We start from the raw sequence: 20,525 nt of genomic DNA on the forward strand, positions 1-20,525 counted from the left end.
GCGCCATCGCTCACCCCACCTCCGCGGCGCGGGCCAGCAGGCGCGCGACGGTGCGGGGCACCTGCTGGGCGATCTCGAGCGCGCGGACGGGGCCGCCGGGATTGGCGTCGTGGGCCGCGACCCCGTGCACGAGCGCGGCGAGGGACCCGGCGTCCACCGGGTCGAGGCCCGCCGCGAGCAGCGTCCCGGCCAGCCCTGCGAGCACGTCTCCGGACCCCGCTGTGCCGGCCCACGCCGGGGCGTCGGCCTGCGCCCGGACTGCCAGCCCGGAGGCGGGGGGCGGGACGACATACGTCGTGGATCCCTTGAGCAGCACCGTGGCCCGCAGCAGATCTGCGGCGCGCCGGGCCCAGCGCAAGGGCTCGACGACGACCCTTTCGCGGTCGAGCCCGGACGCCTCGGGGTCGAGCCGCGCGAGCAGACGGGCCAGCTCACCGGCGTGAGGCGTGAGCAGGGTGCGGGCACCGGCGTGCGTGCGCGGACCGTCGAGCAGGTCCAGCCCGCCGGCGTCGACCAGGCAGGGCAGCTCGCTGTCGAGGGCGCGGCGGGCGGCCTCGACCTGCGCCAGGCCCAGCTGGTCCCACGAGTGCGGATGGGCGTCGAGGCCGGGGCCGACGACCCAGGCCTGGACGCGCCCGGTCCCGTGCACGGCCTCGGGCACCTCGGCACGGACCAGCTGGGTCGGGCCGGGCGGGCCGACGTAGCGCACCATCCCCGCCCCCGCGCAGACCGCCGCGGTGACGCTCAGCAGGGGTGCGCCGGTGTAGACCTCGCCGCCGGCGACCACCCCGACCACGCCGCGGGAGTACTTGTCGTCCTCGGGACCGGGCACGGGCCACAGCGCGGCGACGTCGTCGTGGTCGACCCGCTCGGCCGCGGGCGCGGTGCGCGCGGCCGACGCGGAGGCATGGTCGCGTCCGAGGTCCAGGCCGATGTCGACGACGGTGAGCATGCCGCACCGGCTCGCCGTGCCGAGGACGTGCACGGGCTTGGCGCAGCCGAAGGTCACCGTCTCGTCGGCGAACACCCCGGCCCCGCCGACGATCTCGCCCATGGGGTCCACGCCGGACGGGACGTCGACGGCAATGACGTGGGCGTCCGCACCGATGGCCTCGAGCAGCTCGGTGACGAGGTCGGGCAGACCGGGTCGGCCACCGATCCCGAGGACGCCGTCGAGGACGACGTCGGCCACGGCCAGGGCCTCGACCGCGTGGTCCAGCGCCTTGCTCCGGCGCCTGGCCTTCGACCCGCCCTTGGACCCGCCCCTGGTCGCGTCGACGATCTCGACCTCGGCCCGGCGCGCGGCGCGCAGGCCCTCCTCGTGGCGGTGCTCGGAGGTGAGGACGGCGACCAGGTCGAGGGGCTCCCCCACCAGGTCCGCGAGGTGGGCGAGGGCCCACAGGGCGTCGCCGCCGTTGTTGCCCCCGCCGACGAGGGCGACGACGAGCGGCTGCGTGCTCGTGTCGTCCGGGAGGCGCGCCGCGACGACCTGGGCCAGACCCGTCGCGGCCCGTTGCATCAGCTCACCGTCGGGGAGCTGCGCCATGGCGCGCTCCTCCGCGGCGCGGACGTCGTCGACCGACCAGGCCTGGATCATCGCGGACCTCCTTGCAGGGCACCGGGGCGGGACCGGTCGGGTGTCACCCCTCGGCGATGACGAACGCCGAGGCCACGCCCGCGTCGTGGGACAGGGACAGGTGCAGCCTAGTCACGCCGAGCAGGTCCATCCGATCCTGGACGCTCCTGCGTACCTGCCAGTAGGGACGTCCGTGCTCGCCCCGCACGACGGTCGCGTCCTGCCAGCTGAGCGACCCGGGCGAGCCGAGGGCCTTGGCGAGCGCCTCCTTGGCAGCGAACCGGGCGGCGGTCGACTCGGCGCGCAGGCCCCGCTCCTCGGGCGTGAACAACCGCTCCAGCAGCCCGGGAGCCCGCTCGAGGGTGCGCGCGAACCGATCGACGTCGACGACGTCGATCCCCACGCCGAGGATCATGGACGACCTGCTCGTATGCCGGCGCCCGCCGTCACTCGACGGTGACGGACTTGGCGAGGTTGCGCGGCTGGTCGACGTCCAGGCCCTTGGCGGTGGCGAGCTCGCAGGCAAAGACCTGCAGCGGGATGATCGACAGCAGCGGCATCATCATCACGCTGGTGCGCGGCACCTCGATGACCTCGTCCGCGAACGGTCGGACCGCCTCGTCGCCGCGCTCGGTGATGACCAGCGTGCGGGCGCCACGCGCGCGGATCTCCTGGATGTTGGAGACCACCTTGGCGTGCAGGTCATAGGGGCTGTCCTGCGCGGGCATGACGATGAACACCGGCTGGCCGGGCTCGATCAGCGCGATCGGACCGTGCTTGAGCTCGCCGGCCGCGAAGCCCTCGGCGTGGATGTAGGCGATCTCCTTGAGCTTGAGCGCGCCCTCGAGCGCGATCGGGTAGCCGACGTGGCGACCGAGGAAGAGCACCGAGCGGGTGTCGGACATGAAGCGGGCGATCTCGCGGACGCGGTCCATGCTGCCGAGGACGGTGTCGACGTGCTGGGGGATCTCGGCGAGCTCGCGCATGACGGCCTGCGCGTCCTCGGCGTAGGTCCCGCCGCGCAGCTGCGCGAGGTAGAGGCCGAGCAGGTAGCAGGCCGCGATCTGGGCGGTGAAGGCCTTGGTCGAGGCGACGGCGATCTCGGGCCCGGCGTGGGTGTAGAGCGCGGCGTCGGACTCGCGCGGGATGGTGGCGCCGTAGGTGTTGCAGATCGAGACCGTGAGCGCGCCCAGCTCCTTGGCGTGCTTGACCGCCATGAGCGTGTCCATGGTCTCGCCCGACTGCGACATGGACACGACCAGGGTGCGGTCGTCGACGACCGGGTCGCGGTAGCGGAACTCGTGCGCCAGCTCGACCTCGGTCTGGATGCGGGTCCAGTGCTCGATGGCGTACTTGGCGGACAGGCCCGAGTAGAAGGCGGTGCCGCACGCCACGATGATGATCTTGTCGATGGCCCTGAGCCGGTCGGGGTCGATGTTCATCTCGTCGAGCACGAGCTTGCCGTCCTCGTCGGTGCGTCCGAGCAGGGTGTCGGCGATGGCCTTGGGCTGCTCGAGGATCTCCTTCTCCATGAAGGACGCGTGGCCGCCCTTCTCCGCCGCCTCGGCGTCCCAGGTCACCTCGAACCTCTTGCCCTCGGCGGGCGTCCCGTCGAAGCCGATGACCTGGACGTCGTCGGGGGTGATGACGACCAGCTGGTCCTGGTCGACCTCCATCGCCGACTTGGTGTAGCCGATGAAGGCCGCGACGTCGGACCCGAGGAAGTTCTCGCCCTCGCCGAGGCCGATGACCAGCGGGCTGTTGCGACGGGCCGCCACCACGGTGCCGGGGTGGTCCGCGTGCACGGCGAGGAGCGTGAACGCGCCCTCGAGACGGTTGACCACGTCGAGCATGGCCGCCGTCAGATCGCCGTCGTAGGCCCTGGCCAGCAGGTGCGCGGCGACCTCGGTGTCGGTCTCGGAGCGGAACTCGGCGCCCTCGGCGACGAGCTGCGTCTTGAGGGCGTGAAAGTTCTCGATGATGCCGTTGTGGACGACCGCGACCTTGAGGTCCTCGCCACCGCGGTGCGGGTGGGCATTCTGGTCGGTGGGGCCGCCGTGGGTGGCCCAGCGGGTGTGGCCGATGCCGGTGCTGGCGGCACCGAGCGGGTGCGCCTCCAGCTCGGTCGTGAGGTTGACGAGCTTGCCGGCCTTCTTGGCCGAGGAGACCCCGTCCGGACCGACGAGGGCGAGGCCCGCCGAGTCGTAGCCGCGGTACTCCAGCCGGGCCAGCCCCTCCAGGACGACCTGCTGAGCCTTGCCATCCACCTGGGGGCCGACGTATCCCACGATTCCACACATGCCGGCCACGATATCCGGCCCCGGGCCCACGCACGCGCGAAACCCGCGGTCGTGAGGTGACGGAGCGTCATACGTGCTCATGGGCCACAATGTCCGGGTGTCGTCCAATGCTGCCGTCGCGCCGGTCTCGACCCCGTACGTCGAGATGGACCGAGCCGCCTGGGCCCGGCTGCGGGACCGGCACCCCCTCTCGCTCGACGCCGCCGACCTGGCCCGCATCCAGGGCACCGGTGTCCCGCTGGACCTGCAGGAGGTCGAGGAGGTCTACCTCCCCCTGTCGCGGCTGCTGTCCTTCTACGTCGACGCCACCTCGCAGCTGCACCGGGTCACGAGCAGTTTTCTCATGGAGTCGACGCCGCCACCGACACCCTTCGTGATCGGGGTCGCCGGGTCCGTGGCCGTCGGCAAGTCCACCACCGCCCGCCTGCTGCGCGACCTGCTCCGGCGCTGGCCGACCACCCCCAAGGTCGAGCTGATCACCACAGACGGCTTCCTCTACCCCAACGCCGTCCTCGCCGAGCGGGGCCTGATGCACCGCAAGGGCTTTCCCGAGTCCTACGACCGCCGGGCCCTGCTGAGGTTCGTCGCCGCGGTCAAGGGCGGTGCGCCGTCCGTGACCGCACCCGTCTACTCCCACCTCGTCTACGACATCGTCCCCGGCGAGCAGGTCGTCGTGGAGCAGCCAGACGTCCTCATCGTCGAGGGCCTCAACGTCCTGCAGGCCCCACAGCCGAGGCGTGACGGGCGGCTGGGCCTGGCCGTGTCGGACTTCTTCGACTTCTCGGTCTACGTCGACGCCCGCATCGACCACATCAAGACCTGGTACGTCGACCGCTTCCTCAAGCTGCGGCAGACGGCCTTCGCCGACCCGGCGTCCTACTTCCGGCGTTACGCCGACCTGTCGGACGCCGAGGCGCGGGCCACCGCGCTGCGGATCTGGGAGGAGATCAACGGCCCCAACCTCGAGGACAACGTGATGACCACCCGCGGGCGGGCCAACCTCGTCCTCACCAAGGGCGAGGACCACTCGGTGCGGCGGGTGCTCCTGCGCAAGCTCTGAACCCACCCGCACGGCCCTCCCCCGCCTCCAAGGCTCTCGACGAGCAGGGCGGCTCAACGAAGGGGGCGGCGCAGGGTCAGCTCGACGAGGACCGGTCCCGACCGGCGCCGCGACGGGCCGTCCGCGCCGCAGCCAGCGGCCCCGTCGGCCGAGCCGGAGGCGCACGTCCCGCACCCGCCGTCGGGGCAGCCGGCGGCCAGCTCGCGCGCCTCGACCCTCCCCATCCGCACGAGGTGGTCGACGGCAGCGTCGACCGATGCCCGGGAGAGCCCCGTCCGGCGTGAGATCTCGTCCAGCGACCGCGCCCCCGACCCGAACGCCGCCAGCACCTGCTGCAGCGGCCCGCCCGTCATACGAGCAGCCGCCCGACCTGGAACACCAGGACCGACAGCGCCCAGGCCATCGTCAGCTGCACCACCAGCCCGAACCCCGTCCAGCGCAGACCGATCTCACGCCGCTGCGCCGCCAGGGTCGCGACGCAGGGGGTGTAGGCCAGCAGGAAGACCATGAACGCGAGCGCGGCCGCCGTCCCGTGGCCGCCCGACGAGCGCTCCAGGTCCTCGCGGATGACCTCGCCGAGCCGGCCGGGCTCACGCTCGCTGGCGGGCTCGGACACCGCGTAGGTCTGCGCCCACGACGAGATGACCGCCTCCTTGGCGACGAAGCCCACGACCAGCGCGGACGAGGTCCGCCACTCGCCGTAGCCGGCGGGCGCGAAGACGGGAGCGACCGCGGAGGCACCGGCGGCGTAGACGGAGTCCGCGGCCTGCACCTCGCCGAAGGACCCCCTGCCCGGCATAGGGGTGGCCTGCAGCAGCCAGATCGCGACGACCGTGGCGACGATGATGCCGCCGGCGGTCCGCAGGAATCCCCGCAGCCGCACCCAGGTCTGCGTGGCCATGAGCCGCAGGTGCGGGAGCTGATAGGGCGGCAGGTCGAGGATCAGCGGCTCGTCGCCGACGCGGCGCCATACCGTGGAGCGCAGCGCGAGGCCGAGCCCGACGACCAGCACGATGGACAGGAGGTACATCGCGAAGACGACGGTGCCCGCCTGGCGTGGGAAGAAGGTCGTCGCCAGCAGGACGTAGACCGTGAGCCGCGCGGTGCACGACGTGAGCGGCACGAGCAGCGAGGTCATGACGCGGTGGTGCGCGTTGGGCAGGGTGCGGGTGGCGGCGATGGCCGGCACGTTGCACCCGAAGCCGACCACCAGCGGCAGGAAGGCCCTCCCCGGCAGGCCGATCGACCGCATCAGCCGGTCGGTGACGACGGCGGCGCGGGCCATGTAGCCCGAGTCCTCGAGCAGCGACAGCAGCGCGAACATCAGCGCCATGAGCGGCACGAAGGTCAGGAGCATCCCGACGCCGGCGATGAGCCCGTCCACGACGAAGCCGCGAACCGGGCTCTCCCCCAAGCCGATACGACCGAGCAGCCACCCTGCTGCGTCGCTGACGGGGCCGGTGAACAATCCGTCGAGCCAGTCCTGCATCGGCGCCGCGACGGTCGTGGTGAGCTGGAACACCACCCACATGGCCGCCAGGAAGACCAGCGGCCCCCAGAGGCGGTGCGTCACGATCCCGTCGACCCGGTCGGTCCACCCGACCCGGACCTCGTCACCCTGGCTGACCGCGCCCTCCAGGGCCGACTCGACCCACGCGAACCGGTCGTCGGCCAGCAGCAGCTCGTGGTCGGCGGAGTCGAGCGAGTCCACGGGCCCGACCAGGTCCTCCCCGTCGGGGTTGTCCGTCTGGTCGTGGGCGTGTCGGTCCCGTATGCCGTCAACCGCCCGCACGGCAGGGACCGGGCGATCCAGGGTGTCGACCACGACGTGCGCGAGGGTGTCCAGCCCCGTGCGACGCCGGGGGTCGACGGGGACGACCGGCACGCCCAGCGAGGTCGCCAGTCGGTCCGCATCGACGTGGATGCCGCGCCGCTCGGCGACGTCGCCCATGGTCAGGGCCACCACGACCCGCAACGCGTGCTCGCGGACCTGCGCCACGAGGTAGAGGCTGCGCGCCAGGTGCGCGGCGTCGACCGTGACGACCACGAGGTCGGGGCGCTCGGCGGGCGGCTTGTCGACGAGCAGAGCACGCGTGAGCTCCTCGTCCGGGGAGGCGGGGTCCAGGCTGTAGGCGCCGGGCAGGTCGACGAGGTCCAGCTCGCCGGCCGTGCCCTCGCCCTCGCCCTCGCCCGCCGCGCGGCGTGGGGCCGCGGACGGGCCGACCCGCCACGCCCCGCGTCCCACCTCCACCGAGGTGCCGGGCCAGTTGCCCACGTGGCGGCGGGCGCCCGTGAGGGCGTTGAACAACGTCGACTTGCCCACGTTGGGCGAGCCGGCCAGGGCGACGACCGGCGCCCCGGGGGCCGCGGCCGGTCCACCGGCGTCGCTGTGGCAGCTGGGCACGCCGGCGGCCGTGATGTGCCCGGAGGTGGCGGCCCCGGCGTGGGGCGGGGCCTGCGTCATACGACCGGCACCTCCTGCTCCCCGAGGACCTGCATGCCGCGCGCCGTCTCCCGGTCCAGAGCGATGCGGGAGCCGGCCACCGCCACGACCCGACCACCCCCGGCCGTGCGGTGGACCACCTCGACCGTCGCGCCGGTGCGCAGGCCCAGCTCGGCCAGCCGACGACGCGCCCCGAGGGGCAGCCCGACCAGGGTGAGGCGCACCGGTCGCCGGAGGGGGACGGACTGGAGCGTGTCGGTGGGCCTCATGCCGCCCACAGTACGCCTGAGGTTAGGCACGCCTTGCACGGGTTACCCGTGAGGGGACGTCGGGTCGGGCGGCTCGCGCTCAGATGTCCAGGCCCTCCAGCAGGTCCGTGACGAGCGCGGCGATGGGGCTGCGCTCGCTGCGGGTCAAGGTGACGTGGGCGAAGAGCGGGTGCCCCTTCAGGGTCTCGATGACCGCGGCGACGCCGTCGTGGCGCCCCACCCGGAGGTTGTCGCGCTGCGCGACGTCGTGGGTGAGGACGACGCGGGAGTTCTGGCCGACGCGAGACAGGACCGTGAGCAGGACGTTGCGCTCGAGCGACTGGGCCTCGTCGACGATGACGAAGGCGTCGTGCAGCGAGCGCCCGCGGATGTGCGTGAGCGGCAGCACCTCGAGCAGGCCGCGGTCGATGACCTCCTCCACGACCTCCGTGGACACCACGGCGCCCAGGGTGTCGAAGACCGCCTGCGCCCAGGGCCCCATCTTCTCGTTCTCGGTCCCGGGGAGATAGCCGAGCTCCTGGCCGCCGACGGCGTAGAGCGGGCGGAAGACGATGACCTTGCGGTGCTGACGGCGCTCCATCACGGCCTCGAGCCCGGCGCACAGGGCGAGGGCGCTCTTGCCGGTGCCGGCCCGGCCGCCGAGGGAGATGATGCCGACGTCCGGGTCGAGCAGCAGGTCCAGGGCGATCCGCTGCTCCGCGGAACGGCCGTGCAGCCCGAAGGCGTCCCGGTCGCCACGCACCTGGCGCACCGCACCGTCCGCCCCGACCCGGCCGAGGCCGCTGCCGCGGGCTGAGGACAGCACCAGACCGGTGTGCACGGGCAGGTCCTTGGCCTCGGGCATCTCGGCGCGACCGTTCTCGTAGAGCGCGTCCAGCTGCTCCGGGGCGACCTCCAGCTCGACGATCCCCGTCCAGCCCGAGTCGACCTTCCACTCGTGGCGGTACTCCTCGGCGTCCAGGCCGACCGCCGAGGCCTTGACCCGCATGGGCAGGTCCTTGCTGACGATCGTCACGTGCCGGCCGGAGTCTGCCAGGTGCTTGGCGACCGCGAGGATGCGCGTGTCGTTGTCGCCCAGCCGGAACCCGTCCGGCAGGACGCGCGGGTCGGTGTGGTTGAGCTCGACCCGCAGGGTGCCGCCGTCCTCGCCGACGGACACCGCGTGATCCAGCCGCCCCTCCTTGACCCGCAGGTCGTCGAGCAGCCGCAGCGCCTGCCGGGCGAAGTAGCCCAGCTCCGGGTGGTGCCGCTTGGCCTCGAGCTCGGTCACGACGACGACCGGCAGCACCACCTCGTGCTCGGCGAAGCGGAGCATCGCCCGGGGGTCGGACAGGAGCACGGAGGTGTCGATCACGTAGGTGCGGCACCCCTTCGCCACCGCGCCCTGGACGGCGGCCAGATCCCCGGCGACCTCGGCGACCCCCTCGCCCCGGACGTCGGCGCCGCCCTCGCCCCGCTTGTCCGCGGACGTCTCGTCATGGCTGGTCTGCGTCACGCTGACTCCCCACGCGCGACGGTGCCGTCGCGCTCGCTCTCGGTCCGGAGGCCGACCCTGACGCCGGGGCGCCGGGTCCGGCCCCCGTCCGGAGCACGTGTGGCTCCCTCAACGTCAAGGCCTTCCCATCCGTGCGCTGGATGCGCCGGATGCCCGCCACGGTACGTGCGGCTCGCCGAGGTCGCGCGGGAGATCTCGCCGCGGCGCGCCCGGGTTCAGCGGAAGTTCACCCGCGCAGACCCCTGGCGTCGTCGGGGACCGCCGTATGGGGACACCCCAGTCTCGCGCGAACCATCAGGAGCCGTAACGCCGTTCGCGGTCGGCATACGACCGCAGGGCCCGCAGGAAGTCCACCCGACGGAAGTCGGGCCAGTAGGCCTCGCAGAAGTAGAACTCGCTGTGGATCGACTGCCACAGCAGGAAGCCGCCGATGCGCTGCTCGCCCGAGGTGCGGATCACGAGGTCCGGGTCGGGCTGCCCCTTGGTGTAGAGGTGGTCGGCGATCTGGTCGACGTCCAGCGACTCGATGATCTGCTCCAGCGTGCGGCCCCGGGCGGCCTGCGCACGCAGGAGATCCTTGACGGCGTCAGCGATCTCGCGGCGCCCGCCGTAGCCCACGGCGATGTTGCAGACGAGTCCGTCGAGCTCGGCCGTGGCCTGCTCGGCGCTGCGCAGCGCGGTCGAGGTCTCGGCGGGCAGGAGGTCCAGCGCCCCGACCAGCCGGATGCGCCAGCGCTGCTGCTCGGCGAGCGCGGCGACGGTGGTCTCGATGATGCGCAGCAGCGGTGCGAGCTCGGCCTCGGGACGGCTGAGGTTGTCGGTGGACAGCAGCCACAGGGTGACGAACTCGATGCCCACCTCGTCGCACCACTCCAGCAGGTGCTCGATCCGGTCCGCCCCGGCCTGGTGCCCCTCGGCCGTGTCAGCGCCCTTGGCGCGTGCCCAGCGACGGTTGCCGTCGAGCATCACGCCGACGTGCCGCGGCAGCCCCGCGGTGGGCAGCTGGCTGAGCAGCCGACGCTCGTAGGCGGAGTACAGCGGGTTGCCGACGGCGCTGCGCACGGGAACCTCCTTGACCGGTGACTCGGCGGACTCAGCGGGCTGTGCCAGCTCGGCGCGCACGGCGTGCTGGAGGGCGGCGCGGCACGAACGGTGCCGAGGCTACTCCTGCCGCCCGCCCTCGGCCCCTTGCTCGCGCGCGGCCTGCCGGTCGCGCTCGGCCTGCTGCTCCGCGGCCTCGCGGTAGCGCACCCGGCGCAGGTGGCCGTTCATGCTCCGGGCGAGCAGCCAGATCGCCAGCGCCAGCAAGAAGATCACGACGAAGGCTGCGAAGCCCGGTCCGATCTGGTTGTAGAGGTCGTTGCCGCCGCCACCGGGGTTCATGAGTCCTGCTCCTCGTGCTCGTGCTCGTGCTCGCTCTCGAGGGCCACGCGGCCGTCGTAGGCGATGGACAGGTCGCTGCGACGAGCCAGCGCGTCCGCCTCGTCGAGCGTGCCCAGGCCGGCGAACAGGTCGTCCTCACCGGCCTCGACCGGGACGTACGACAGGGCGGCCTCGAAGTCGTCGTACGGCCAGGACTGCTCCTGGATCGCGAGCGGCACCTGGAACCACGTGCCGTCCGGGTCGACCTGGGTGGCGTGGGCCATGAGGGCGGCGTCCCGGATCGGGAAGTACTGCGCGACGTGGACCTTGGTGGTCACCGTCCGCTCGGGGCGGTCGCGCCACCCCTTGAGCCAGTCGTCGTACGGACTCTTGTGCCCGCCCGCCAGCATCGCCTCGTGGAAGGCCGTGATGCGCGCCTTGGAGAAGGTCTGGTTGTAGTAGATCTTGAGCGGCTGCCAGGGCTCGCCCGCGTGCGGGTAGCGGTCGGCGTCCCCGGCCGCCTCGAACGCCGCCATCGCCACCACGTGGGTCATGACGTGGTCGGGGTGCGGGTAGCCGCCCTTCTCGTCATAGGTCGTCATGACGTGCGGACGGAACTCCCGGACGACCCGGACCAGCGCCTCGGTCGTGACGTCCAGCGACTCGAGGGCGAAGCACCCGTCCGGCAGCGGCGGCAACGGGTCCCCCTCGGGCAGCCCCGAGTCGACGAAGCCCAGCCACACCTGCTGCACGTCGAGGATCTCGCGCGCCTTGGCCATCTCCTGGCGGCGCACCTCCGGGAGGTTGCGCTGGATGTGCGGGTCGTCCTTGAGCTTGTCGTTGAGCACGTCCCCGCGCTCGCCGCCGGTGCAGGTGACGACGAGGACCTCGTGCCCCTCCGCGCGGTAGCGCGCCATGGTCGCCGCGCCCTTGCTGGACTCGTCGTCGGGGTGGGCGTGCACGCACATGAGCCGCAGCGGGCCACGGGCGGTGTCGGTCACGAGGGGTCCTTCCGGCGGGACTACGGTGGTGGGCGACCCCCATTGTGCCCCGAACCACCTGCAGGAGCCGACGTGCCTGACGACGCCTACCCGGACGTGGACGAGCGGGACTACGACGAGGAGCTCGAGCAGCCCGTCGTGCCCCGGCTCGGCTCCCGCCGGTGGTGGTGGATCGCGGCGGCCGTCCTCGTCCCGGCGGTCGCGCTCCTCGCCTGGATCGGCGTGCAGAACGCCACCGACGTCATCACCCACCGGGTCATCAACTACCGCGTCGCGGACGACCGGACGGTGATGGTGGACTTCGAGGTGACCCGGCCGCGGGGCTGGACGGTGTCCTGCGAGGTCGAGGCGCTCGACGTGCGCTTCGCGCCGGTCGGGACGGCGCACGTGCGGGTGACCGCGGACGACCGGCAGGACACGACGCGCACCCGCACCACCCTGCGCACGACCTCGCGAGCCGTGACCGGCACAGTCAAGCTCTGCACGCGCGTGTGAGCCACCCTTCGACGCCGTCTGATCAGGGCCGTCCGGGCCGGTTCGAGCACGGTCGGGGGCCAGTTGGTACACTGGTCGCTTACTCGTGCGGGTCTGGACCTGACGCGCGGCTCCCCGGAGCCTCGTCGCGTGGTCCGGACCCTGACTTATACCGACCAGGAGACATCATCGTGACCGAGACGACCGCTCAGCAGAGCTTCCTGACCCAGGAGGCCTACGACCGCCTCAAGGGTGAGCTCGAGCAGCTGTCGGGCCCCGGCCGCACCGACATCGCCAAGCGCATCGAGGCCGCCCGTGACGAGGGCGACCTCAAGGAGAACGGCGGATACCACGCGGCCAAGGAGGAGCAGGGCAAGATGGAGGCCCGCATCCGCCAGCTCAAGCAGCTGCTGGAGACCGCCAAGGTCGGCGAGGCCCCTGCGGACGACGGCATCGTCGAGCCGGGCATGGTCGTCACCGTCGACCTGTTCGGCGACGACCTGACGTTCCTGCTCGGCAGCCGCGAGATGGCCGGCGACGAGGACCTCGAGGTCTACTCCGAGAAGTCCCCCCTCGGCGCCGCCATCAACGGCAAGAGGAAGGGCGACTCGGCCTCGTACGAGGCCCCCAACGGCAAGACCATCTCGGTCAAGATCAAGGACGCCAAGCCCTATCAGGCGTGACTGTGTGACTGTATGACAGCCTGACCTCCTCGTTCTCCCACGATCGTGAGGGTCTGGTCCACGATTCTTGGACCAGACCCTCACGATCTTCGGGTTCTCCGGGCCGTATGCCGACCGCCCTACCGCAGCAGCCGCGCTGCCACCCGGCGGGCCGCCGCCTCGTCGACCCCCGCGAGCAGCCCCACCGCGCACAGCACGTAGTCCACGTCCACGGCCGTCCGGGCCTGGTCGGGCACCCGCCAGCCGCCGGCCCAGTCGCTCGTGACCGCGCCGAGCACCTCCCCTGCTGTCCTCTCCCCCGCTGTCGCTGTGCTCCCCCCCGGCTGGCCGCCGTGCCGCAGCGCACCGCCCGACCCCAGCACGAGGGCGATGTCGCCGGTGGGACGGTCCGGGCGGGCGTGGCGGCGCACCGCGATCGTGGCCGCGAGGCGGGCCAGCTCGGCGTCGTGCCTGCGCTCGATCGCGTCGACCGGCAGGTGCCCGGTGTCGGCGTGGACGCGGTCGGCATACGCGCTCAGGCCCTCGCTCACGGCGAGCCCCTCGCCGGGGGCCGCCTCGACGATGGTGGGGGCGTTCCAGCGCATCCCGAGGTCCCCCTCGACGGTGCGCATCGCCCAGAGCGTGCCGACGACGTGCTTGCGCAGCGTCGCGTCCTCCCCCTGCGGCTCGATGACGGAGTAGACGTCGGTCGTCGCGCCGCCCACGTCGACGACCAGAACGTCGCCGTCGTGCAGCGCCGCCAGCACCTCGACGCCGCTCAGCACCGCGTCGGGCGTCGCGGCGCGCACCAGCCGCGCCAGCTCCGGCCCCCGCGACAGCCCCTTGCCCCCGATCACGTGCTCCAGGAACACCTCCCGGATGGCGGCCCGCGCCCCTTCCGGCGCGATGACGCCGATGCGCGGGACGACGTTGTCCGTGGCGACCACCCGGCGGCCGGTCTCCTGCAGGATCGCCACGACCTCGTCACGCGCCGCGGCATTGCCGGCGACCACGACGGGCATGGTCACGCGGGCCCGCGCCAGGCGAGTCGCGTTGTGCCGCAGCACCTCTGCGTTGCCCCCGTCGGTGCCGCCGACGAGCAGGACCACGTCCGGACGGCTGGCCCGCAGGTCGCGGATGCCCTGCGCGTCGAGCTCGCCCGCGCTCACGTGGACGACCTTGGCGCCGGCCGACAGGCCCACGCGGTGCCCCGCCTCGGCGGTCACCGTCCGCTCGTAGCCCACCACCGCGAGCCGCAGCCCCCCACCCGCGCTGGAGCACAGCAGCACGTCGTCGATCGACCCCGCCCCGCCCAGCGCCGGGTCGACGAGCTGCGCCTCGACCAGCCCGCGCGCGGTCCGGTAGCCGTCGAGCACGTCGGTGGTCACGGTGGTCAGCGTCTCGGCCCGCGCCACCAGCTCACCGGTCTGCGTCTCGACCACCACCGCCTTGGTGAAGGTCGAGCCGACATCGACGCACAGCACGCGAGACATGCCCGCAGGCTATCCACCCCGGCCCTGGTGGACGTCGCGCGGCCCCTCCGGCTCCGCGTCACTAGCCTGGGGGCCATGCCCGGCACCCAGCGCAGCGTGACCCTCCGATTCATGGCGGCCCCGACGGACGGCAACGTCCGGCGCCGGGTGGGGGGCGGGCGCATGCTCGAGTGGATCGACAAGTCCGGATATGCCTGTGCCGCAGGGTGGTCCGGCACCTACTGCGTGACCGCGTATGTCGGCAACATCCACTTCACCCGCCCGGTCGAGGTCGGGGACCTGGTCGAGGTGCAGTCCCGCGTGGTCCACACCGGGCGCTCGTCGATGCACATCGTGGCGACCGTCTCCTCCGGCGACCCTCGCGACGGCCGGCTCACCATCAACACGCAGTGCCTGCTCGTCTTCGTGTCCATGGGCGAGGACGGGCGGCCCGCCGCGGTGCCGGAGTTCGTGCCGCAGGACGACTGGGAGCGCGAGCAGCAGGCCTTGGCGGTGAGCCGCATCGAGGGGAGGCGTGCCATCGAGGCCGACATGGAGCGGCAGCGCTACACCGACGACACGGACGCCTGCCGCGAGACGCTGCGGTTCATGGCGGCGCCGACCGACGTCAACTGGGGCGGCAAGGTGCACGGCGGCATCGTCATGCGCTGGATCGACGAGGCGGCCACGCTGGTCGCCGAGCGCTGGCACCAGGGCAGCGTCATCGCGGTCTACGCCGGCGGCGTCCGGTTCTACCGCCCGCTGCTCATCGGGGACCTCGTCGAGGTGGAGGCGCGCCTGATCTACACCGGCCACTCCTCGATGCACGTCTCGGTGCACGTCCGCTCCGGCAACCCCCGCACCGGTGAGATGCGCACGACGACGCACTGCACCATGGTCCTCGTGGCGCTCGACGAGCACGGCCACAAGCAGCACGTGCGCTCCTGGAACCCCCAGCGACCCGAGGACCTCGCGCTGCAGGAGCACGCCAAGGCGCTGATCGACATCCGTGAGCGGCTGCGCCGCCCCATCCCCGCGGCAGCGCCCGACGCCCCGCAGTGAGCGTGCGAGACTGGACGCATGATCTTTGGTCGCCCCAACCCCGTCATGGTCACCCCCGCCGAGGCACTGCCCGGGCGCGACACCCCCATGGGCGGGCTGGCGGCGCGGCATACGGTCCTCGATGCCCCACTCACTGGCCCCTGGACCACCACCGACGGCTCCCCCGCCGAGATCCTGTATGTCGCAGGCGGCTGCTTCTGGGGGCTGGAGCGGATCTTCTGGCAGATGCCCGGCGTGGTCGGCACGGCGGTGGGCTACATGGGCGGGTTCACCCCCAACCCGACCTACGAGGAGGCGTGCACCGGTCGCACCGGGCACACCGAGATGGTGCTCGTGGCCTACGACCCGGGCCAGGTCGGCGCCGACCGCCTCGTCGCCACGCTGATGGAGAACCACGACCCGACGACCGCCAACCGCCAGGGCAACGACGTCGGCACGCAGTACCGCTCGGCGATCTACTGGACCACGCCCCTGCAGGAGGCCCAGGCCCGCGCTGCCGTGCGAGCCTTCGACGAGCTGCTGACCTCGCGCGGCCACGGCCACGTCACCACCGAGCTGCGGTCGGCCGACGACGCGGGGCCCTTCTACTTCGCCGAGGACTACCACCAGCAGTACCTCCACAAGAACCCCGGCGGCTACTGCAACCACGGACCCAACGGCTACACCTGCCCCGTGGGTCTGGTCTCCTCCGACGACCTGCCCGCCCAGACGTCCGTCGAGCCGCCACGCGCCTGACCAGCAGCCGGACACGGAGTGCACGCAGACCACACTCCCCGTGAGCGCAGGAATTGCTGCTCCGCTCACGCATCGTCAGGAGCCCTGACCACACGCGTCAACGCTCCTGACGATTTCGTCGCCGCACAGCCCCCACTCCCCCTCCGCAGCGTGACACCACCCAACCCTCGGTCACAGGCTCAGAGGCCTACATCGAGTCGCCGGGTCACGGTGCGGGTCGTAGGCGGGAGTTCGGGCCGCCGGGGCCGCGCCGCGCCCGCCGCGGCCTGGGCGGCGCCACGTGCAGAGGACGGTCGTCCACCAGGGTCTGCAGGTCCTCGAGGAGGCCCCGGGAACCGTGATGCAGCCCGGGCCCCGCGTCCTCGAGCGCCATGGAGAGGGCGATCCTGAGACGTCTGGCAAGGCGTGCCCCAGATCCGGTCGGACGCACGATGGGGTCCCCCGTCGTGTCGTGCCAGTCACGTACGAGCAGACCGGCGTCGACGAGCCGCCGCACCACAGAATGCAGGCCCTGACGACTCAGCGGCTCCCGCTCGCGCAGCTCGCCGATCGAGGTGCCGGCGGGGCGACATACGAGCAGGACGCGGACCTCCCGCATCGTGAGCGCCTGCTCGACCTTCTCGGAGCGCAGGGCGTCGGCGACGACGTCCTCCACCCAGCGCGCCGCCAGGTCGAGCAACCGCGCGACGTCGTGCAGCGGAGGGTCCGAGTAGCCACGAAGGGTCCGGTAGGTCCACGCGGCCGAGTCGTCACAGGTAGGCATGCCGGACAGCCTGCACCGGTGACCCCGGGAGGGCTCCGGCTCATCCACAGGTGGGGCGCCTCGGCGGGCGCCTCACCATGCCCTTGTGGACGGACGTCAGGCTCGGCGGCCCGTCCGCGCCAGGACGCGGGCACGCCGGTCCGCCCCCTCGGGAACCTCGACGGGTCGGGCGAAGATGCCGGGTGCGTAGGCGTGCTCGCCGAATCCGTCCACGGCGGCGTCGATCTCGTCGAGCTCGGTGTCCGTGAGGACCTCGTCACGGCCCTGGGAGCGGGCGATGTCCCAGCGGTGCACCAGCAGGTCGAAGCCGTAGAAGCGGGTGAGGGTGGCGCCCACGGTCGTGGGGCCGAAATGGCCGTCGAACGCCTGGTCCCCCACGGCCGGGTCCGCCAGCAGGGCGGCCACGGCCGTCTCGTGCGCGGCCCACCGGTGGGACGGGGATCCCTCGGCGGTGACCGGCAGGGCCAGGCCGCATCCCTCGACGAAGTCCCGCTCCGTCTGGACGACGTGGTCTACCACGTCGGTGGCGGTCCATCCCTCGCACGGGCTGGCGGCGTCCCAGTCGGTCACCGCCACGACGACCGCCGTGAAGGGCTCGGCGTGCTGCCGCCAGCTCGCGAGGGTGGGGTTGTCGTCGGTCCTGGTGGTCGGGTGGGTGGTGGTGGTCATGAGGGTCTCCTCGGCAGATGGGGAGTCGAGACGGCGGGGCACGTCTGGACCGGGCACCCCGACGCTAGGCTCGGCGGGCATGGGCCGTCTTGACGATTCCCGACAGCCGGGCCGGGCGACCGACGACATCGACCGGGCGCACCTGCGCGACCCGGCGGACGACAGCTTCGTGATCAGCCGCTACCTCCCGCCGGACGAGCTGCAGGGCTGGATCAGGCGCTACTGGGTGCCGGTGTGGGACGTGCCGGAGGATCCCGACCAGCCCGACCACTCCGACCAGCCCGAGCGGCCCGAGCGAGGGCGCCGGGAGCAGAAGGTCCTGCAGTACCCCGTCACCCTGGCCGTCGTGTCGTCGGTCTACGCACGGTTCGTCGGCCCGCGGCGAGGCCTGTCGATCACCGTCCTGGAGGGACGCGGGTGGGCCTTCGGCGTGATGCTCGCACCCGCCGCCGGCGCGCCGCTCCTGGGCGGGCCGGTCAGCGGGATCACCGACCGGTATGTCGACCTCGCCACCGTCCCGTTGCTCGGGGACCTGCCCGAGGCGCTGCGAGCCGTGATGAGCGAGGACCCGAGCGACGAGGCAGCCCACGCCGTCGGCCGCCGGCTGGTGGAGGACCGGGTCGCCCGCCTGTGCCCCCCGGGCGTCGAGGACCGGTTGGTGAACGACGTCGTGCGCACCGTCGAGGAGGACGGCTCGGTCCTCACGGTCACCCAGCTGTGCGAGCGGGTGGGCCTGTCCGAGCGGACGCTGCAGCGCCTCACCGAGCGCCGGCTGGGGCTCACCCCGCTGTGGCTCGTCCGTCGTCGCCGGCTGCACGAGGCCGCCGACCGGTTGCGGCACCACGAGGGCAGCCTCGCCGACGTGGCCGCAGACCTGGGGTACGCCGACCAGGCGCACTTCTCGCGCGACTTCCGCACGGCGACGGGCTACTCGCCACGGGAGTTCGTGACGCTGCAGCGCGGAGGGGCCTGAGCCCTCGGCTATCGTGCGCGCCATGGACGACGCCCCGCAGCCTGACCCGACCTCCCTGCTGGACGAGCTGGAGTGGCGCGACGCCACGACCGCCGACGAGGAGCTCCTCGAGGTCGCCACGTGGGTCAACGTCAACTGGCTGCGGCACCGCACCAGCCGTGCGGAGGTCCGCGAGAACCCCCGGATGGCGCACTACTTCGCCGGTTTCGGGCACCGCGGCGGCGACCTCGGCGTGGTCGCCCAGACGCGCACCGAGACCGTCGGCGTCGCGTGGGCCCGGACGTTCTCGGCGCAGGACCCGGGCTACGGCTACGTCGCCGACACCATGCCCGAGGTGAGCGTCACGGTGTTCGAGGACTACCGCCGCGAGGGGGTCGGGCAGGCCCTGATGGAGCGGCTCGCCGACCGGCTGCGGGCCGCGGGGTATGCCGGCGCCAGCCTGTCGGTGGAGGACGGCAACGAGGCGGTCAACCTGTATGGCCGGCTCGGCTATCGCACGGTGGGGCACGACGGCACGGCCGAGACCATGCTCCTCGACCTGCGCGTCTGAGCCGTCGGGCCTGAGGGGTCCGGCCTGACGTGTCCAGACCCAGGCGGCCGATCAGCCCTGCGGGGTGCTGGTGAAGCGAGGGTGCCGCTTCTCCAGGAAGGCGGTCATCCCCTCCTGGCCGTCGACCCCCACCGCGCCGTCTGCCATCGCGGCAATCGCCATCGCGTAGGCCTCGGACTGGTCCCGGCCGACCTGGGCGTAGAAGAGCCGCTTGCCGGCGGCACGCTGGGCGGCGCTGCCACGGGTCACGCGAGCGACCAGGGCGGCCACCGCCTCGTCCAGCTCGTCCTCGGGGACGACCGCGTTGACCAGACCCCACTCCAGGGCGGTGCCCGCGTCCACGACGTCGCCGGACAAGGCCATCTCGAGGGCGCGCTTGCGACCGACGTTGCGCGCCACCGCCACCAGCGGGGTGTGGCAGAACAACCCGCCGCGGCCTCCCGGCAGCGCGAAGCCCGCCGTCTCGGCCGCCACCGCCAGGTCGCAGGTCGCGACGAGCTGGCAGCCGGCGGCCGTGGCGAGGGCGTGCACGCGGGCGATCACGGGCTGCGGCATCGCCTGGACCGTGTCCATCAGCGACGTGCAGAGCTCGAACAGCTCGGTCACGTCCTCCGACCTGGCTCCCACCATGTCGAGGAAGCTGTGGCCGGCGCTGAACACCGGGCCCTCCGCGGCCAGCACCACCGCGAGGGTGTCGGTGCTGCCCGCCTCGGCGAGGGCGTCGCGCAGCGCGCCCATCATGTCGACGACAGGGCGTTGCGCTGCCTCGGGCTGGTCATCGTCACCGTCGTGACGTCGCCGGTGCAGTCGACGCAGACGAGCACGTCTGCCATGGATCCTCCTCGATCGGGCGTGTCCTGGCAGTCTGGCAAAGGGGGACGAACCTGGATAGGCCCCGTGGCCCTACGTCGACCGTCGGCCCCTCCCGCGCGCCGAGCGGTCGGGTGCGTCAGACGCTCCGGCGCGTCAGATGCTCGGGCGCGTCAGGTGCTCGGTCGCAGCGCCCCGGCCGTCCGCGGCCGCTCGAACGGCGTGAACAGGCCTGACCCGATCGGGCGGAGGGTCAGCACCACCTGGCCCTGGCGGTAGACCGGCCGCACGAAGTCCAGGCCCTCGATCCGGGCCTGCGGGTCGATGCGGCTGGGGTGGCCGGGGATGACGAGCTCGTCGATCACGGTGCCGTCCAGGACCTCGCGCGCCGTCATCGCGCCGGCGAGGGCGCACTGGCCGGGGAAGACGAACAGCCGCCCGCCATACCGCGCCTCGTGGTCGGCGACGGCGTCGCGCGCCATCACGGCCCAGCGGTCATGGTCACGCAGCCCGGCGCCGGCCCAGCGGTGCGGCCCGAGGACCTGCGCGGTCACGAGGGCGATGCCGTCGACGACGTGGGTCGCGGCGGTGAGCACGTCGGTCCCCCGCGTGAGCTGCAGGGCCTGCTGCTCGGCCTCCTGCACGGTCGTCCACCACCCCGGCAGGGCGGTGACGTGCTCGTCGGGGCGCCGCGGAGGTCCTGCGCTGTCCATCGAGCCCCCTGCCCGTCGTGGCCGCAACGGCGGGAGTCGCCGGCGCCAGACGACCATTCGACTCGCGCCGAGCATCACGGGGGCCACCCCGACGTGAACGGGAGCCGAACTCGGAGAAGCCAGGTGCTGCGCATCG

At 72.8% G+C, this 20,525-nt stretch carries 22 protein-coding genes; 7 read left to right on the forward strand and 15 right to left on the reverse strand.

Annotated elements, in window-relative coordinates; genetic code table 11:
• Positions 1–10 precede the first annotated feature (10 nt).
• The 3 genes from GGG17_RS08295 to glmS are packed head-to-tail and all read right to left on the reverse strand — an operon-like array spanning position 11 to position 3,876.
• Positions 11–1,597 (reverse strand): bifunctional ADP-dependent NAD(P)H-hydrate dehydratase/NAD(P)H-hydrate epimerase, encoded by a 1,587-nt coding sequence (locus GGG17_RS08295; protein WP_154593255.1) that lies wholly within the window; start codon positions 1,595–1,597, stop codon positions 11–13.
• A 43-nt stretch (positions 1,598–1,640) separates the two neighbouring features.
• The gene (locus GGG17_RS08300; RefSeq protein WP_154593256.1) at positions 1,641–1,991 is read right to left on the reverse strand and encodes a holo-ACP synthase; all 351 of its coding nucleotides are present in this window, start codon (positions 1,989–1,991) and stop codon (positions 1,641–1,643) included.
• 31 nt (positions 1,992–2,022) lie between these two features.
• The gene (gene glmS / locus GGG17_RS08305; protein WP_154593257.1) at positions 2,023–3,876 is read right to left on the reverse strand and encodes a glutamine--fructose-6-phosphate transaminase (isomerizing); all 1,854 of its coding nucleotides are present in this window, start codon (positions 3,874–3,876) and stop codon (positions 2,023–2,025) included.
• 79 nt (positions 3,877–3,955) lie between these two features.
• Between glmS and coaA the strand changes: the two genes are divergently transcribed.
• The gene (gene coaA / locus GGG17_RS08310; protein ID WP_154593258.1) at positions 3,956–4,936 is read left to right on the forward strand and encodes a type I pantothenate kinase; all 981 of its coding nucleotides are present in this window, start codon (positions 3,956–3,958) and stop codon (positions 4,934–4,936) included.
• A gap of 53 nt (positions 4,937–4,989) precedes the next feature.
• Here coaA and GGG17_RS08315 read toward each other — a convergent pair whose 3' ends face one another.
• The 7 genes from GGG17_RS08315 to mca all read right to left on the reverse strand — a co-directional run bounded on the left by GGG17_RS08315 (position 4,990) and on the right by mca (position 11,473).
• Positions 4,990–5,289, reverse strand: a complete 300-nt coding sequence (locus tag GGG17_RS08315; protein ID WP_154593259.1) for a FeoC-like transcriptional regulator — start codon at positions 5,287–5,289, stop codon at positions 4,990–4,992.
• Entirely contained in the window at positions 5,286–7,400 is a 2,115-nt protein-coding gene (gene feoB, locus GGG17_RS08320; RefSeq protein WP_154593260.1) for a ferrous iron transport protein B, read from the reverse strand. The genes GGG17_RS08315 and feoB overlap by 4 nt, the downstream gene beginning before the upstream one ends.
• Positions 7,397–7,648, reverse strand: a complete 252-nt coding sequence (locus GGG17_RS08325) for a FeoA family protein (protein WP_154593261.1) — start codon at positions 7,646–7,648, stop codon at positions 7,397–7,399. The genes feoB and GGG17_RS08325 overlap by 4 nt, the downstream gene beginning before the upstream one ends.
• 79 nt (positions 7,649–7,727) lie before the next feature.
• Positions 7,728–8,963 carry an RNA 5'-3' helicase PhoH2 gene (gene phoH2 / locus GGG17_RS08330; protein ID WP_230082837.1) on the reverse strand — a complete coding sequence of 412 codons (1,236 nt, stop codon included), beginning with the start codon at positions 8,961–8,963 and terminating at the stop codon, positions 7,728–7,730.
• 474 nt (positions 8,964–9,437) lie between these two features.
• Positions 9,438–10,205 carry an isoprenyl transferase gene (locus GGG17_RS08335; protein WP_288799084.1) on the reverse strand — a complete coding sequence of 256 codons (768 nt, stop codon included), beginning with the start codon at positions 10,203–10,205 and terminating at the stop codon, positions 9,438–9,440.
• Between the two features lie 99 nt (positions 10,206–10,304).
• Positions 10,305–10,526 carry a hypothetical protein gene (locus GGG17_RS08340; RefSeq protein ID WP_154593262.1) on the reverse strand — a complete coding sequence of 74 codons (222 nt, stop codon included), beginning with the start codon at positions 10,524–10,526 and terminating at the stop codon, positions 10,305–10,307.
• Positions 10,523–11,473 (reverse strand): mycothiol conjugate amidase Mca, encoded by a 951-nt coding sequence (gene mca / locus GGG17_RS08345; protein WP_154593336.1) that lies wholly within the window; start codon positions 11,471–11,473, stop codon positions 10,523–10,525. Before mca ends, GGG17_RS08340 begins: the two co-directional genes overlap by 4 nt.
• Before the next feature lie 105 nt (positions 11,474–11,578).
• On the opposite strand from mca, the gene GGG17_RS08350 reads away from it, so the two are divergent.
• Both GGG17_RS08350 and greA read left to right on the forward strand, forming a co-directional pair.
• Positions 11,579–12,001 (forward strand): DUF4307 domain-containing protein, encoded by a 423-nt coding sequence (locus GGG17_RS08350; protein WP_195849174.1) that lies wholly within the window; start codon positions 11,579–11,581, stop codon positions 11,999–12,001.
• 170 nt (positions 12,002–12,171) lie between these two features.
• The gene (greA, locus tag GGG17_RS08355) at positions 12,172–12,663 is read left to right on the forward strand and encodes a transcription elongation factor GreA (protein WP_288799081.1); all 492 of its coding nucleotides are present in this window, start codon (positions 12,172–12,174) and stop codon (positions 12,661–12,663) included.
• Between the two features lie 119 nt (positions 12,664–12,782).
• Here the strand turns inward: greA and GGG17_RS08360 are convergent, their stop codons facing one another.
• On the reverse strand, positions 12,783–14,135 hold the full coding sequence (locus GGG17_RS08360) for a glutamate mutase L (protein ID WP_154593264.1): 1,353 nt from the start codon (positions 14,133–14,135) through the stop codon (positions 12,783–12,785).
• Between the two features lie 75 nt (positions 14,136–14,210).
• On the opposite strand from GGG17_RS08360, the gene GGG17_RS08365 reads away from it, so the two are divergent.
• Positions 14,211–15,176 carry an acyl-CoA thioesterase gene (locus tag GGG17_RS08365; protein WP_154593265.1) on the forward strand — a complete coding sequence of 322 codons (966 nt, stop codon included), beginning with the start codon at positions 14,211–14,213 and terminating at the stop codon, positions 15,174–15,176.
• Positions 15,177–15,194: 18 nt separating this feature from the next.
• Complete coding sequence (gene msrA / locus GGG17_RS08370; RefSeq protein ID WP_230082814.1) at positions 15,195–15,911, forward strand: peptide-methionine (S)-S-oxide reductase MsrA; 717 nt, start codon at positions 15,195–15,197, stop codon at positions 15,909–15,911.
• A 205-nt stretch (positions 15,912–16,116) separates the two neighbouring features.
• Here msrA and GGG17_RS08375 read toward each other — a convergent pair whose 3' ends face one another.
• Positions 16,117–16,674, reverse strand: coding sequence for a winged helix DNA-binding protein (locus GGG17_RS08375; protein ID WP_154593266.1), 558 nt, complete (start codon positions 16,672–16,674; stop codon positions 16,117–16,119).
• A gap of 96 nt (positions 16,675–16,770) precedes the next feature.
• Complete coding sequence (locus GGG17_RS08380; RefSeq protein WP_154593267.1) at positions 16,771–17,343, reverse strand: maleylpyruvate isomerase N-terminal domain-containing protein; 573 nt, start codon at positions 17,341–17,343, stop codon at positions 16,771–16,773.
• A gap of 79 nt (positions 17,344–17,422) precedes the next feature.
• On the opposite strand from GGG17_RS08380, the gene GGG17_RS08385 reads away from it, so the two are divergent.
• Both GGG17_RS08385 and GGG17_RS08390 read left to right on the forward strand, forming a co-directional pair.
• Positions 17,423–18,316, forward strand: a complete 894-nt coding sequence (locus GGG17_RS08385; protein WP_154593268.1) for a helix-turn-helix transcriptional regulator — start codon at positions 17,423–17,425, stop codon at positions 18,314–18,316.
• 22 nt (positions 18,317–18,338) lie between these two features.
• Positions 18,339–18,866 carry a GNAT family N-acetyltransferase gene (locus GGG17_RS08390; protein WP_154593269.1) on the forward strand — a complete coding sequence of 176 codons (528 nt, stop codon included), beginning with the start codon at positions 18,339–18,341 and terminating at the stop codon, positions 18,864–18,866.
• A gap of 51 nt (positions 18,867–18,917) precedes the next feature.
• On the opposite strand, the gene GGG17_RS08395 is transcribed toward GGG17_RS08390, so the two are convergent.
• Together GGG17_RS08395 and GGG17_RS08400 are read right to left on the reverse strand one after the other, a co-directional pair.
• The gene (locus tag GGG17_RS08395; protein ID WP_230082815.1) at positions 18,918–19,604 is read right to left on the reverse strand and encodes an enoyl-CoA hydratase-related protein; all 687 of its coding nucleotides are present in this window, start codon (positions 19,602–19,604) and stop codon (positions 18,918–18,920) included.
• 245 nt (positions 19,605–19,849) lie between these two features.
• Positions 19,850–20,389, reverse strand: a complete 540-nt coding sequence (locus tag GGG17_RS08400; RefSeq protein ID WP_154593270.1) for a hypothetical protein — start codon at positions 20,387–20,389, stop codon at positions 19,850–19,852.
• Between the last annotated feature and the right edge of the window lie 136 nt (positions 20,390–20,525).

Origin of the sequence: Arsenicicoccus cauae, assembly GCF_009707125.1 — a bacterium.
Taxonomy (GTDB): domain Bacteria; phylum Actinomycetota; class Actinomycetes; order Actinomycetales; family Dermatophilaceae; genus Arsenicicoccus; species Arsenicicoccus cauae.

Bases quoted from the DNA above. Each gene is read 5' to 3' on its own strand.
- GGG17_RS08295 (WP_154593255.1), bottom strand. From the start codon at position 1,597: ATGATCCAGGCCTGGTCGGTCGACGACGTCCGCGCCGCGGAGGAGCGC.
- GGG17_RS08300 (WP_154593256.1), bottom strand. From the start codon at position 1,991: ATGATCCTCGGCGTGGGGATCGACGTCGTCGACGTCGATCGGTTCGCG.
- glmS (WP_154593257.1), bottom strand. From the start codon at position 3,876: ATGTGTGGAATCGTGGGATACGTCGGCCCCCAGGTGGATGGCAAGGCT.
- coaA (WP_154593258.1), top strand. From the start codon at position 3,956: ATGGGCCACAATGTCCGGGTGTCGTCCAATGCTGCCGTCGCGCCGGTC.
- GGG17_RS08315 (WP_154593259.1), bottom strand. From the start codon at position 5,289: ATGACGGGCGGGCCGCTGCAGCAGGTGCTGGCGGCGTTCGGGTCGGGG.
- feoB (WP_154593260.1), bottom strand. From the start codon at position 7,400: ATGACGCAGGCCCCGCCCCACGCCGGGGCCGCCACCTCCGGGCACATC.
- GGG17_RS08325 (WP_154593261.1), bottom strand. From the start codon at position 7,648: ATGAGGCCCACCGACACGCTCCAGTCCGTCCCCCTCCGGCGACCGGTG.
- phoH2 (WP_230082837.1), bottom strand. From the start codon at position 8,963: ATGCTCCGCTTCGCCGAGCACGAGGTGGTGCTGCCGGTCGTCGTCGTG.
- GGG17_RS08340 (WP_154593262.1), bottom strand. From the start codon at position 10,526: ATGAACCCCGGTGGCGGCGGCAACGACCTCTACAACCAGATCGGACCG.
- mca (WP_154593336.1), bottom strand. From the start codon at position 11,473: ATGTGCGTGCACGCCCACCCCGACGACGAGTCCAGCAAGGGCGCGGCG.
- GGG17_RS08360 (WP_154593264.1), bottom strand. From the start codon at position 14,135: ATGTCTCGCGTGCTGTGCGTCGATGTCGGCTCGACCTTCACCAAGGCG.
- GGG17_RS08365 (WP_154593265.1), top strand. From the start codon at position 14,211: ATGCCCGGCACCCAGCGCAGCGTGACCCTCCGATTCATGGCGGCCCCG.
- msrA (WP_230082814.1), top strand. From the start codon at position 15,195: ATGATCTTTGGTCGCCCCAACCCCGTCATGGTCACCCCCGCCGAGGCA.
- GGG17_RS08375 (WP_154593266.1), bottom strand. From the start codon at position 16,674: ATGCCTACCTGTGACGACTCGGCCGCGTGGACCTACCGGACCCTTCGT.
- GGG17_RS08380 (WP_154593267.1), bottom strand. From the start codon at position 17,343: ATGACCACCACCACCCACCCGACCACCAGGACCGACGACAACCCCACC.
- GGG17_RS08385 (WP_154593268.1), top strand. From the start codon at position 17,423: ATGGGCCGTCTTGACGATTCCCGACAGCCGGGCCGGGCGACCGACGAC.
- GGG17_RS08390 (WP_154593269.1), top strand. From the start codon at position 18,339: ATGGACGACGCCCCGCAGCCTGACCCGACCTCCCTGCTGGACGAGCTG.
- GGG17_RS08395 (WP_230082815.1), bottom strand. From the start codon at position 19,604: ATGGGCGCGCTGCGCGACGCCCTCGCCGAGGCGGGCAGCACCGACACC.
- GGG17_RS08400 (WP_154593270.1), bottom strand. From the start codon at position 20,389: ATGGACAGCGCAGGACCTCCGCGGCGCCCCGACGAGCACGTCACCGCC.